12 protein-coding genes and 3 pseudogenes are annotated in these 11,797 nt (G+C 60.0%); 12 read left to right on the top strand and 3 right to left on the bottom strand.

Going from position 1 to position 11,797, the window contains the following annotated elements:
- Nucleotides 1–31 precede the first annotated feature (31 nt).
- Genes LOY55_RS27805 through LOY55_RS27795 form a run of 3 tightly spaced genes read left to right on the top strand, consistent with a single transcriptional unit; the run spans nucleotide 32 to nucleotide 2,488 of the window.
- Nucleotides 32–1,051: an aminoglycoside phosphotransferase family protein gene (locus LOY55_RS27805; protein WP_046030002.1), complete on the top strand. Its 1,020-nt coding sequence runs from the start codon at nucleotides 32–34 to the stop codon at nucleotides 1,049–1,051.
- Nucleotides 1,048–1,719, top strand: a complete 672-nt coding sequence (murU, locus tag LOY55_RS27800; RefSeq protein WP_223522838.1) for an N-acetylmuramate alpha-1-phosphate uridylyltransferase MurU — start codon at nucleotides 1,048–1,050, stop codon at nucleotides 1,717–1,719. The genes LOY55_RS27805 and murU overlap by 4 nt, the downstream gene beginning before the upstream one ends.
- A gap of 1 nt (nucleotide 1,720) precedes the next feature.
- Nucleotides 1,721–2,488: a TerB family tellurite resistance protein gene (locus LOY55_RS27795; protein WP_223522836.1), complete on the top strand. Its 768-nt coding sequence runs from the start codon at nucleotides 1,721–1,723 to the stop codon at nucleotides 2,486–2,488.
- Between the two features lie 123 nt (nucleotides 2,489–2,611).
- Here LOY55_RS27795 and LOY55_RS27790 read toward each other — a convergent pair.
- The 3 genes and pseudogenes from LOY55_RS27790 to LOY55_RS27780 all read right to left on the bottom strand — a co-directional run.
- A pseudogene (locus tag LOY55_RS27790) lies at nucleotides 2,612–3,382 on the bottom strand (DUF3530 family protein); the annotation flags it as partial.
- Nucleotides 3,291–3,509, bottom strand: a complete 219-nt coding sequence (locus LOY55_RS27785; protein ID WP_258667130.1) for an alpha/beta hydrolase family protein — start codon at nucleotides 3,507–3,509, stop codon at nucleotides 3,291–3,293. The gene LOY55_RS27785 and the pseudogene LOY55_RS27790, both read right to left, overlap by 92 nt.
- Entirely contained in the window at nucleotides 3,457–3,606 is a 150-nt protein-coding gene (locus LOY55_RS27780; protein ID WP_258668378.1) for a hypothetical protein, read from the bottom strand. Before LOY55_RS27780 ends, LOY55_RS27785 begins: the two co-directional genes overlap by 53 nt.
- Before the next feature lie 456 nt (nucleotides 3,607–4,062).
- On the opposite strand from LOY55_RS27780, the gene LOY55_RS31320 reads away from it, so the two are divergent.
- The 9 genes and pseudogenes from LOY55_RS31320 (at nucleotide 4,063) to LOY55_RS27750 (ending at nucleotide 11,622) form a co-directional block, all read left to right on the top strand.
- The gene (locus LOY55_RS31320) at nucleotides 4,063–4,641 is read left to right on the top strand and encodes a hypothetical protein (protein WP_408980968.1); all 579 of its coding nucleotides are present in this window, start codon (nucleotides 4,063–4,065) and stop codon (nucleotides 4,639–4,641) included.
- An 86-nt stretch (nucleotides 4,642–4,727) separates the two neighbouring features.
- A complete protein-coding gene (locus LOY55_RS31315) occupies nucleotides 4,728–4,961 on the top strand; it encodes a PAS domain-containing protein (RefSeq protein ID WP_408980967.1) in 234 nt (77 codons plus the stop codon).
- A 246-nt stretch (nucleotides 4,962–5,207) separates the two neighbouring features.
- Nucleotides 5,208–5,357, top strand: a pseudogene (locus LOY55_RS31310) (PAS domain-containing protein); the annotation flags it as partial.
- A gap of 73 nt (nucleotides 5,358–5,430) precedes the next feature.
- Nucleotides 5,431–6,090 (top strand): annotated as a pseudogene (locus LOY55_RS31305) (sensor histidine kinase); the annotation flags it as partial.
- A 46-nt stretch (nucleotides 6,091–6,136) separates the two neighbouring features.
- Nucleotides 6,137–6,790, top strand: a complete 654-nt coding sequence (locus LOY55_RS27770; RefSeq protein WP_175648964.1) for a response regulator transcription factor — start codon at nucleotides 6,137–6,139, stop codon at nucleotides 6,788–6,790.
- Between the two features lie 323 nt (nucleotides 6,791–7,113).
- The gene (locus tag LOY55_RS27765) at nucleotides 7,114–8,238 is read left to right on the top strand and encodes an ABC transporter ATP-binding protein (protein ID WP_046030013.1); all 1,125 of its coding nucleotides are present in this window, start codon (nucleotides 7,114–7,116) and stop codon (nucleotides 8,236–8,238) included.
- A gap of 48 nt (nucleotides 8,239–8,286) precedes the next feature.
- Entirely contained in the window at nucleotides 8,287–9,330 is a 1,044-nt protein-coding gene (locus tag LOY55_RS27760) for an ABC transporter substrate-binding protein (protein WP_046030014.1), read from the top strand.
- 207 nt (nucleotides 9,331–9,537) lie between these two features.
- The gene (locus LOY55_RS27755; RefSeq protein WP_046030015.1) at nucleotides 9,538–10,785 is read left to right on the top strand and encodes an ABC transporter permease; all 1,248 of its coding nucleotides are present in this window, start codon (nucleotides 9,538–9,540) and stop codon (nucleotides 10,783–10,785) included.
- 12 nt (nucleotides 10,786–10,797) lie between these two features.
- Nucleotides 10,798–11,622, top strand: a complete 825-nt coding sequence (locus LOY55_RS27750; RefSeq protein WP_027926741.1) for an ABC transporter permease — start codon at nucleotides 10,798–10,800, stop codon at nucleotides 11,620–11,622.
- The last annotated feature ends 175 nt before the right edge of the window (nucleotides 11,623–11,797 follow it).

Here is an 11,797-nt window from a genome sequence, read left to right as displayed (position 1 = left end):
TTGACGGCTAGCGCCGTCGGAGACCCTTGCAATGCCTGACCAAGATGTACGTTTGCAACACCTGAAAGTTTGGCTCGATGAGCAGTTGGCGATTCTCTTTGCAGAACAAGGTTGGGGCGTCGTACCCCCGGCCACACTGACTGCGGCCAGTAGTGACGCGAGTTTTCGGCGCTATTTTCGCTGGGAAGGCGAGGGCAAAAGCTTCATCGTGATGGACGCTCCGCCGCCCCAGGAAAACTGCAAACCCTTCGTGGATATCGCTTTTTTGCTGGCGAAATCCGGAATAAATGTGCCGAAAATTTATGCCGAAGACCTTGAGCGCGGTTTTCTTTTGCTCAATGACCTGGGCAACAAGACTTACCTGGACGTGATCGACAGCGAAAACGCCGACGATTTGTTCAACGACGCCCTGCAAGCGTTGTTGGCTTTTCAGCAGTTGCCGATGGTGGCGCCGTTGCCGAGTTACGACGTCGCGCTGCTGCGTCGCGAGCTGGAGTTGTTCCCTGACTGGTACGTCAAACACGAACTGGGCATCGAGTTCGATGCTGCGCAGAAAGTGCTGTGGCAGCAGGTCAGCGATCTGCTGATCGACAGCGCTCTGGCGCAGCCCAAAGTCCTGGTGCACCGCGACTACATGCCACGCAACCTGATGCTCAGCGAACCGAACCCGGGTGTGCTGGATTTCCAGGACGCGGTGTATGGTCCCGTGACCTACGACGTGACCTGCCTGTTCAAGGACGCCTTCCTCAGCTGGCCTGAAGAGCGTGTGCGCGGCTGGCTTGAAAATTACTGGCAGCAAGCTGCTGCGCTCGACATTCCGGTTCAACCGGACTTCGAGGATTTCCTGCGTGCCAGCGACCTGATGGGCGTGCAACGTCACTTGAAAGTCATCGGCATCTTCGCCCGCATTTGCCATCGTGACGGCAAGCCGCGCTACCTGGCCGACGTGCCGCGCTTCTTTGCTTATATAGAGGCGGTGATCGCCCGCCGTCCTGAACTGGCGGAACTGGATGTACTGCTCGCCAGTCTGCGCGCCGGAGTCCATGCATGAAGGCAATGATTCTGGCCGCAGGCAAAGGCGAGCGCATGCGCCCGCTGACCCTGACCACTCCCAAGCCGCTGGTTCGCGCTGGCGGCGTGCCGCTGATCGAGTATCACCTGCACGCCCTGGCGGCAGCCGGTTTTACCGAGATCGTAATCAACCATGCCTGGCTCGGTCAGCAGATCGAAGATTATCTGGGCGACGGTTCGCGCTACGGCGTCAGCATTGCGTACTCGCCCGAAGGTGAGCCGCTGGAAACCGGTGGCGGGATTTTCCGGGCACTGCCATTGCTGGGTGACGATGCGTTTGTCGTGGTCAACGGTGACATCTGGACCGACTACGACTTCAGCGTGCTGCACCAGCCCATTGCCGGGCTGGCTCACCTGGTATTGGCAAACAACCCGGCCCATCACCCGGTCGGCGATTTCACGTTGGCCGACGGGCACGTGAGCGATGGCCAACCGGGCGCAGCAACCCTGACTTACAGCGGCATCGCAGTGCTGCATCCGCAGTTGTTCGAGGGGTGTTCGGACGGGGCTTTCAAGCTCGCGCCGCTGTTGCGCAAAGCCATGGCAGAGGGGCAAGTCAGCGGTGAGCGGCTCAAAGGCCTGTGGGTGGATGTCGGCACGCACGAACGCCTGGCCGAAGTTGAAACACTGATAGAAGCGAGCCGCTGAGATGTTGTGGCCAGGGACTCTGATCGGAGCCGGAGCTGGTTTTGCCATAGCCAGCATTCCGGGGGCCATGCTCGGTGCCTTGTTGGGGCAGGCGCTGGATCGGCGCTTGCACCTGCAAAGCGTTGGGCATTTGCTGGAAAAGCTCGGCGGTCGTCCGATGCTGCGCAACGATGAACTGCTGTTCGTGTTGTTGGGTCGGTTGGCCAAGAGCGATGGACGGGTGGTGGAGGGTCACATCCAGCAGGCTCGCCAAGAGATGCGCTCTTTGGACATGTCTGATTCGGCGCAGCGGCGTGCCATTGCCGCGTTCAATCGGGGCAAGTCGGGGAATGACCGGTTACGCGGCTATCTGCGGCGCCTGAGTGCTCAGCCTCATGCAGCAGAAGGTGTCTTGCGCGCCTGTTGGCGGATGGTCTGGGCCGATGGCCGGGCCGGTCACCGCGAGCGCGAGCTGATTGCCCAGTGGGGGAAGTGGCTGGGCTGGACGCCGCACCAGGTTCAGGCGCTGGCGACCGATTATGAGCAGCACAAACGGCCACAGGTCAGCAACGCCATTACCTATCAGGATGCGTTGCGGCTTTTGGGCGTGTCGACCACCAGTGAGCCAGCGCAGATCAAGCGCGCGTATCGGCGCCTGCTGAGTCGCCATCACCCGGACAAGATTGCCGGCAGCGGGGCGACGGCATTGCAGGTTCGCGAGGCAACGGACAAGACGCGTGATCTGCACACGGCTTACACGTTGATTCGTGAGCGGCGGGATTTTCGTTAGCAGGAAAGAGATCTGTCGCCGGTGATGCCGCGATCGCGGGCAAGCCACGCTCCCACAATGGACCTGTGTTCGCAGGTTGAAATGTGGGAGTGAGCCTGCCCGCGAATCGGGCGATGCGGTCTGTCAGTCCGCCGCGTTTTGCGGATTCAACCAGCCGCGCACCCGGCGCACCAGTTGCTCTTGCTCCGCCTTGGCATCGCCGGGCAATGCCTTGAGCGAAACCTGGCTGAACGCCGATGCCTTCAAACGCTTGCTGGCCTGCAAACGCTCCAGCGCTGCGTTGCGATCCGCTACTTTGTCCTTATAGAACAGATCAGCCGTCGGCAGCTTCAACGTCGGCGTCAATTCGGCCAGCTCAGGCTTCGCCGCAACCGGCGTCTGGGCGGCGACCATCACAAATTTTTCCACTTGCGAGGGCTGCTTCTCACTCAAGTAGCGCGCGGCCCAGTAAGCGCCCGTACCATGGCCCAGCACGACAATGCTGCGGGCGCTTTGTTGTTCGGCATAGGCAATGGCGGCGTCGATACGCGCGAAGATTCGTTCGGCGTCGGCCTTGGCTTGCTCCTCGCTGGTTTCGGCGATGGCCTTGTCCGCCACGTCTGCTTCACCGCCAGCAGCCTGCTCGATCGGGGCTGCGGTGGTGGAGTCTTTGCTGACGGCTTCCGGCGCTTTAGGTGCCGGCGCGACTTCGACGATGCGAGGTGCAATGGCGTCGCTTTGCAAGTCGGGCAAGGTGATACTCAGGCTGCTCCATTGGGCGTTGGGCAATTGACGGCGCAATGGGCCGATTGCTTGAGGCCAGTCAACTGTTTCGCCGGCGCCAGGGATGATAATCACTGCGCCCTTGGGCTCGGCGGTATTGGCCGGCTTCCACAAGGCGAGAAAAATTGTCGGTGCCGGCTTGCAGTTGTTGCTGTTCCTGAGCAGGGATTTTTCGCTCAAGTGCTGTCGCTTCTTCCTGACTACGCTCAAGCAATGGCTGGCGTTCGACCGTTTTTTTCTTCTGCGGGTTTTTCTTCAACGACAGGCGCCGGGTCGGCGGCCTCGACAGAAAAGGCACAAGGCAGGATCAGCGACAGGCACAATGCTGGCAGTGCCAGGCGGTAGACAGGGGGCATCGGATATTCCAGGCCAGAAGTGATTCCGGCAGCCTAATGGGTTAGTCAGTGTTTGTCAGTGTGTGAGACTTCGATGATGCGTTTTCGCTGCCTGTGGGTTATCGGCTGTTTATGGTTTCCCTTGATGGGGTGGGCGGGGTCTGCACCACCGACCCATGTCGCACGGCTATCACCTGTGCAACAGCAATGGCTGGCCACCCATGATGAATTGCGGGTCGGCGTGGTGTTGCAGGCCCCGTATGCTCAATATGATCGGCGCTTGCAACGGCTGTCAGGGGTTAACATCGAGTTGATGAAGTGGCTGGCCCAGGCCCTCAATGTTGAGCTGCGCTGGCGCAATTTTCCTGATGTCGCACAAACTGGAAGACGCCGCGCGCGAGGGGGAAGTCGACATCGCGGTAGGGTTGACTCAAACCCCGGCCGGTTTTGCGGCTTTGGCAATTTACCGACCCGTACATGCGGGTGCCGCAACTGGTGGTCAGCGATCAGAAAGGCACCGGTGTCGTGGAGTTGGAGAAGCTCGACAGCCAGACCCGCGTAGCGGTGCGCATGCCCAGCGCGACCGCCGATTATCTGCGCAGCAATTACCCGCATCTGAATCTGCAAGGCGTACCGATCGAGCGCCAGGCGCTGCAATTGTTGCTGAGTCAGCAGGCCGGCTACGCGGTGGTCGATGAAGCACAGCTGGGGCGTTTGATTGCTGAACCCGAATTCGCCGGGCTGGTCGTGGTGGGCGATATCGGCTTGCCGCAATTGCTGCGAGTGGCCACTCGCCGGGATTGGCCTGAGCTGGCCGGCATCGTCGAAAGTGCGCTGCGGGCAATCCCGGCAAAAGACCTGGAGCAACTGCACAACCAATGGCTGCAGCCCAAGTATCCAAGGTTCTCCGAGTCCCCGGGTTTTCTGGCAAAACCTCTGTCTGCTGCTCGCCGTGGTGATGCTGAGCAGCATGGCCGTGGTGATCTGGCAGCGGCGCCAACAACACAGTCTGGAGCAGCGCCTGTTGGCCGCGCGCGAAGACATTGCCCTGCGTGAGGCCAGCGAAGAAGCGCTGCGCCTGACGCAGTTTTTCCATCGATCAGAGCACCGTCGGTATTCTCTGGGTCAACTGGGACAGCCATGTGCGTTACGCCAACCGCGCCGCAGAAACCATGCTCGGCTACCCACCGGGCGGGATCATTGATCGGCCGCTGATCGACTTCGAGCCTGGTTTTGCACATGGATCGCTGGCTGAACTTATGGAAGCGCGCACGGGCCAGCGAGGACGGACCGCAAAGTTTCGAAACCCAGTGCGTGCGGGCCGATGGCAGCATTTTGCCGACGGATGTTTCGTTGAGCTTTATGCGCTTCCGTGATGGCGAATACCTGGTGGTCTACCTCAATGACGTCACCGAGCGTCGTCGGGCATTGGCCGCGTTGCAGGAAAGCGAGGCCCGGTTTGCAGGGGATCGCTGCCAACGTTCCCGGGCTGGTCTTTCGCCTGGAGCGCGCGCTGGTGACAGGGCAAATCGACTTTGCCTACATCAGTGAAGGCAGTGAAAGCCTGGTAGGGTACTCGCCGGCTACCCTGGGCCCATCGCGACAAAGGCTTGCGCAGCCTGGTGCACCCGGACGACAAGGCGAGCTATCACCAGACTCAGGACCTTGCGCTTGATACTGACAGCGACTGGTCGTGGCAAGGACGGATCCTGACCCGTTCGGGTGAACAGCGTTGGGCCGAAATCAAAGCCATCACCCGTCGGCTCGAAGACGGCACCTATGTCTGGGACGGTATCGTCTGGGACATCAGCGAGAGCAAGCGTATTGAGCTGGAAACTCGCCAGCTCCCGCGAGCAGTTGCGCGAGTTGTCTGCCCATCTGGAGAGCGTGCGCGAAGAGGAAAAAGGCCCGTATCGCCAGGGAAGTCCACGACGAACTGGGTCAGATGCTGACCGTGCTCAAACTGGAAAACGTCCATGTGCGAATTGGCCTACGCCCAACTCGACCCGGGTCTGAAACGAACGCTTGAAACAGCATGAAGCGCTTGATCGCCCAGCTGTTCCAATTGGTGGCGCGACGTGGCCACGGCGCTGCGACCACCGATCCTGGATGCCGGGATCGCGTCTGCCATCGAATGGCAGGCCCGGCGTTTCGAGGCGCGCACACAGATCCCTTGTTTGGTGCAGGTGCCGGACAATCTGCCACTGCTCAGCGATGCGAGGGCAATTGGTTTTGTTCCGGATCCTTCAGGAGGCCCTGACCAATGTCATGCGTCATGCCCAGGCGCATACTGTCGAACTGTCATTGTCGCTGGACGGCGACGAGTTGTGTCTGACGGTCAGCGATGATGGCGTAGGATTTGTCGCCGCGACCGGCAGGCCAACCTCCTTCGGGATTGTCGGCATGCGTGAGCGGGTGTTGATCATGGGCGGGCAGTTGTCGCTTGAAAGTGAACCGGGTGAAGGCACCACCCTGAGTGTGCGCGTGCCGGTGGATGAAGTTTGAAGAATAGGTGTTGGTTGTATTGACGCCTTCGCGAGCCTGCTCGCGAATGATCTTGAATCTGGAGAAGACTGTGATCCGTGTACTGGTAGCTGAAGACCACACCATCGTTCGCGAAGGCATCAAGCAATTGATTGGCCTGGCCAAGGACTTGCTGGTGGTGGGGGAGGCGAGCAATGGCGAACAGTTGCTCGAGACCTTGCGGCATGTGCCCTGCGAGGTGGTATTGCTGGATATCTCCATGCCGGGCGTCAATGGCCTGGAAGCGATTCCGCGCATTCGTGCACTAAACAATCCACCCGCCATCCTGGTGCTGTCGATGCACGACGAAGCACAAATGGCCGCCCGGGCGTTGAAGGTCGGCGCTGCGGGGTATGCGACCAAGGACAGCGATCCGGCCCTGCTGCTGACGGCGATCCGCAAAGTGGCGGCGGGCGGGCGCTATATCGATCCGGACCTCGCCGACCGCATGGTGTTCGAAGTCGGCCTGACCGATTCAAGGCCATTGCATTCATTGCTTTCAGAGCGCGAGTTTTCGGTGTTCGAACGTCTTGCCCAAGGCGTTAACGTCAATGACATCGCCCAGCAATTGGCACTGAGCAACAAAACCATCAGCACCCACAAGGCGCGGCTGATGCAGAAGCTCAACATCACGTCCCTGGCGGAACTGGTGAAGTACGCGATGGAACACAAACTCCTCTAAAACCCGCCGCGAACCCTTTAGGAGCAAGGCTTGCCCGCGATGGCGTCCTTGAAATCGTCATCGCGAGCAAGCTTTGCTCCTGCAAGACAAACGCGGTGGCATATCCATTTACGACACCCCGCCAACCTGCTTTTGCCAGTCCTTGCGGCTTGTAGCCGACCGCTTGCCGCTGCGTTTGCCAAAACGCGCCATCCTTGTAGGGCAATCCCTACCCCGAGCCTTCCGTCCGGCTGAGGCGATTCTCTCCTGCACCCCGATTTGCGTGGTCGGCAGGGTCCACTAGGCTTAGTCCCACAGCAGTCATCAATAACAAAGGTGTGGGTATGAGCCAGGTCGATTCAAGCGCAGGGGCCAGCGATATTCTGGTCAGCTTTCGTGGAGTGCAAAAAAGCTACGACGGCGAGAACCTGATCGTCAAAGACCTCAACCTGGACATTCGCAAAGGCGAATTCCTCACCTTGCTCGGGCCGTCCGGCTCCGGCAAGACCACCAGCCTGATGATGCTCGCCGGTTTCGAAACCCCGACCGCGGGCGAAATCCTGTTGGCCGGGCGCGCCATCAATAACGTGCCGCCGCACAAGCGCGACATTGGCATGGTGTTCCAGAACTACGCATTGTTCCCGCACATGACGGTCGCCGAGAACCTCGCGTTCCCGTTGACCGTGCGCGGTCTGAACAAGAGCGATGTCAGCGACAAGGTCAAGCGCGTCCTGAGCATGGTGCAACTCGACGCCTTTGCTCAACGTTATCCGGCCCAACTGTCCGGCGGTCAGCAACAGCGTGTGGCGTTGGCCCGTGCGTTGGTGTTCGAGCCGCAACTGGTGCTGATGGACGAACCGCTCGGCGCACTCGACAAACAACTGCGCGAACACATGCAGATGGAGATCAAGCACCTGCATCAACGCCTCGGTGTGACCGTGGTCTACGTGACTCACGACCAGGGCGAAGCCCTGACGATGTCTGACCGGGTTGCGGTGTTCCATCAAGGTGAAATTCAACAGATCGCACCGCCGCGTACGCTTTACGAAGAACCGAAAAACACCTTCGTCGCCAACTTCATCGGCGAGAACAACCGCCTCAACGGCCGCTTGCATAGCCAGACCGGCGACCGCTGCATCGTTGAACTGGGTCGCGGCGAGAAGGTTGAAGCGCTGGCGGTCAACGTCGGCAAGACCGGCGAACCCGTCACCCTGTCGATTCGCCCCGAGCGTATCAGCCTCAATGGTTCCAGCGAGTCATGCGTCAACCGCTTCTCAGGGAGGGTGGCGGAATTCATCTATCTGGGCGACCACGTCCGGGTTCGCCTGGAAGTCTGCGGCAAGACTGACTTCTTCGTGAAACAACCGATTGCCGAGCTCGATCCCGCGCTGGCTGTCGGCGACGTGGTACCGCTTGGCTGGCAGGTCGAACACGTTCGCGCGCTCGACCCACTTTTAGAGGCGAACTGATCGCCCCGGCTTCAACAACACCAACCCTGCACGTGGAGAGAACAATAAATGTTGAGATCCCTGAAATTCACCGCTCTGGCACTGGGCATGATGGGGGCGGCAAGCGCAATGGCTGCCGGCCCGGACCTGACCGTGGTGTCCTTTGGCGGGGCGAACAAGGCTGCGCAGGTCAAAGCCTTCTACGCACCGTGGGAAGCGGCAGGCAACGGCAAGATCGTGGCGGGCGAGTACAACGGTGAAATGGCCAAGGTCAAAGCCATGGTCGACACCAAGAGCGTGTCCTGGGACCTGGTCGAAGTTGAATCGCCAGAACTGTCCCGTGGTTGCGACGAAGACATGTTCGAGCAGCTGGATCCGAAGTTGTTCGGCAAAACCGAAGACTACGTCAAAGGCGCCATCCAGCCATGCGGCGTAGGCTTCTTCGTGTGGTCGACCGTGCTGGCCTACAACGCCGACAAACTGGCTTCCGCGCCAACCAGCTGGGTGGATTTCTGGGACACCAAGAAATTCCCGGGCAAACGTGGCCTGCGTAAAGGCGCCAAGTACACCCTGGAATTCGCTCTGATGGCCGACGGCGTTGCGCCGAAAGACGTCTACAAAGTGCTGGCCGGCAAAGATGGTCAGGACCGCGCGTTCAAGAAGCTCGATGAACTCAAGCCAAGCATCCAGTGGTGGGAAGCTGGCGCACAACCGCCGCAGTACCTCGCCTCCGGTGACGTGGTCATGAGTTCGGCCTACAACGGCCGGATCGCTGCCGTGCAGAAAGAAAGCAACCTGAAAGTCGTGTGGAATGGCGGCATCTACGACTTCGACGCATGGGCGATTCCAAAAGGCCTGGACAAGGCACGCGCTGAAGCGGCGAAGAAATTCATCGCTTTCTCGGTGATGCCACAGCAGCAGAAGACCTACTCGGAAAACATCGCTTACGGCCCGGCCAACACCCAAGCCGTTCCGTTGCTGTCCAAGGATGTCCTGAAAGACATGCCGACCACCCCGGAAAACATCGCCAACCAGGTGCAGATCGACGTCAGCTTCTGGGCTGACAACGGCGAGCAACTGGAGCAGCGTTTCAACTCCTGGGCTGCAAAATAAGACCACCCTGTGGGCTTATCCACTCCTGTAGGAGCAAGGCTTGCCCGCGATGAAGGTGTGTCATTCAACATTCATGTTGAATGTGCCGACGCTATCGCGGGCAAGCCATGCTCCTACAGGGGCGATGTGTAGCTAACAAGAACAGAGGTGGCCTCCCTTACAGGGAGCGCCTGCCTCTGTAACGATCAAAGATTTCCGGAGTACGCCATGGCCACCGCCATTCCCCTGAACGCGGGCACTGACCCCACCTTGAAGCAGCGACTCAAGCACGCCGAGCGGGTCAACCGCTGGAAAGCCCAGGCCTTGATCGCGCCCCTGGTGCTGTTTCTGTTGCTGGTGTTCCTGGTGCCCATCGTGGCGCTGCTCTACAAAAGCGTGGGCAACCCGGAAGTGGTCGGCGGCATGCCGCGCACCGTGTCGGCCATCGCCAGCTGGGACGGCCGAGGCTTGCCCGCTGAACCGGTATACAAAGCGGCCAGCGAAGACCTCGCCGAAGCCCGCAAGAATCAAACCCTGGGCGATTTGTCCAAGCGCCTGAACATGGAATTGGCCGGCTATCGCAGCCTGCTGACCAAAACGGCTCGCGCCTTGCCGTTCGCCACCGAACCGACCTCTTATAAAGAAGCGCTGGAAGGTCTCGACGAGCGTTGGGGTGATCCAGCCTACTGGCAGGCGGTACGCCGCAACGTCAGCAGCATTACGCCTTACTACTTGCTGGCGGCTGTCGATCATCGCATCGATGACCTCGGCGAAATTGCCCCGGCCACCCCCGACCAGGCGATCTACCTCGATATTTTCGCCCGGACTTTCTGGATGGGGCTGATCATCACGGCCATTTGCCTGGTGCTGGCGTATCCACTGGCCTACCTGCTGGCGAACCTGCCTTCGCGTCAAAGCAACCTGTTGATGATTCTGGTGCTGCTGCCGTTCTGGACCTCGATCCTGGTGCGTGTTGCGGCATGGATCGTGTTGTTGCAATCGGGCGGCCTGATTAACAGCGGCCTGATGGCCATGGGCATCATCGATAAACCGCTGGAGCTAGTGTTCAACCGTGTCGGCGTCTACATCTCGATGGTGCACATTCTGCTGCCGTTCATGATCCTGCCGATCTACAGCGTGATGAAAGGCATCTCGCCCACCTACATGCGTGCCGCGATTTCCCTCGGCTGCCATCCGTTTGCAAGCTTCTGGCGGGTGTACTTCCCGCAGACCTATGCCGGTGTCGGCGCCGGTTGCCTGTTGGTGTTCATCCTCGCCATCGGCTACTACATCACCCCGGCATTGCTGGGCAGCCCGAACGATCAGATGGTCAGCTACTTCGTCGCCTTCTACACCAACACCAGCATCAACTGGGGCATGGCGACCGCACTCGGCGGCCTGCTGCTCCTGGCGACGGTGGTGCTTTATCTGATTTACAGCTGGCTGGTGGGCGCCAGCCGCCTGCGCCTGAGCTAAGGGGAGAACGAAATGCTGAGTCCTTATATGTCGCCCGTCGAGCGGGTGTGGTTCTACAGTTTGCGGATTCTCTGCGGCTTGATTCTGTTGTTCCTGATTCTGCCGGTGCTGGTGATCATTCCGCTGTCGTTCAACTCAGGCAGTTTCCTGGTGTACCCGCTGCAAGGCTTTTCGCTGCACTGGTATCAGGACTTCTTCGCCTCGGCCGAATGGATGCGCGCACTGAAGAACAGCATCATTGTTGCCCCGGCGGCGACGGTGCTGGCGATGGTCTTCGGCACACTCGCGGCGATTGGCCTGACACGCGGCGATTTTCCTGGCAAGGCGCTGGTCATGGCACTGGTGATTTCGCCGATGGTGGTGCCGGTGGTGATCATTGGCGTGGCGAGTTACCTGTTCTTTGCCCCGCTCGGATTGGGCAACAGCTTCTTCTCGCTGATCGTGGTGCACGCGGTGTTGGGTGTGCCGTTTGTGATCATCACCGTGTCGGCGACGTTGCAGGGCTTCAACCATAACCTGGTGCGTGCCGCTGCAAGCCTCGGTGCATCGCCGCTGACTGCGTTTCGCCGGGTGACGTTGCCGCTGATTGCGCCGGGCGTGATTTCGGGGGCGCTGTTTGCCTTCGCAACCTCGTTCGATGAAGTGGTGGTGACGTTGTTCCTCGCCGGTCCCGAGCAAGCCACCCTGCCACGGCAGATGTTCAGCGGGATCCGCGAAAACCTCAGCCCGACGATTGCCGCGGCCGCGACCCTGCTGATTGCCTTCTCGGTGATCCTGCTGCTGACCCTGGAATGGCTGCGCGGTCGCAGCGAAAAACTGCGCACCGCCCAGGTCTAAGATTTCACACCGATGATCGTTCCCACGCTCCGCGTGGGAATGCAGCCCAAGACGCTCTGCGTCCCGTTTCGAGCCGAACGCAGAGTGTCCGTTGAAGCATTCCCACGCAGAGCGTGGGAACAATCGGAATGGCCACTCGGTTATTCACGACCTGAATAGCAGACAAACCCCAATC

The organism is Pseudomonas sp. B21-040 (assembly GCF_024748695.1).
GTDB lineage: Bacteria > Pseudomonadota > Gammaproteobacteria > Pseudomonadales > Pseudomonadaceae > Aquipseudomonas.
This window is presented reverse-complemented; position numbering and strand designations above follow the sequence as displayed.

Coding starts and splice junctions, on each gene's coding strand:
- LOY55_RS27780 (WP_258668378.1), bottom strand. CDS start 3,606: ATGCCCCCTGTCTACCGCCTGGCACTGCCAGCATTGTGCCTGTCGCTG.
- LOY55_RS27750 (WP_027926741.1), top strand. CDS start 10,798: ATGCTGAGTCCTTATATGTCGCCCGTCGAGCGGGTGTGGTTCTACAGT.
- LOY55_RS27770 (WP_175648964.1), top strand. CDS start 6,137: ATGATCTTGAATCTGGAGAAGACTGTGATCCGTGTACTGGTAGCTGAA.
- murU (WP_223522838.1), top strand. CDS start 1,048: ATGAAGGCAATGATTCTGGCCGCAGGCAAAGGCGAGCGCATGCGCCCG.
- LOY55_RS27795 (WP_223522836.1), top strand. CDS start 1,721: ATGTTGTGGCCAGGGACTCTGATCGGAGCCGGAGCTGGTTTTGCCATA.
- LOY55_RS31320 (WP_408980968.1), top strand. CDS start 4,063: ATGCGGGTGCCGCAACTGGTGGTCAGCGATCAGAAAGGCACCGGTGTC.
- LOY55_RS27805 (WP_046030002.1), top strand. CDS start 32: ATGCCTGACCAAGATGTACGTTTGCAACACCTGAAAGTTTGGCTCGAT.
- LOY55_RS27760 (WP_046030014.1), top strand. CDS start 8,287: ATGTTGAGATCCCTGAAATTCACCGCTCTGGCACTGGGCATGATGGGG.
- LOY55_RS27755 (WP_046030015.1), top strand. CDS start 9,538: ATGGCCACCGCCATTCCCCTGAACGCGGGCACTGACCCCACCTTGAAG.
- LOY55_RS27765 (WP_046030013.1), top strand. CDS start 7,114: ATGAGCCAGGTCGATTCAAGCGCAGGGGCCAGCGATATTCTGGTCAGC.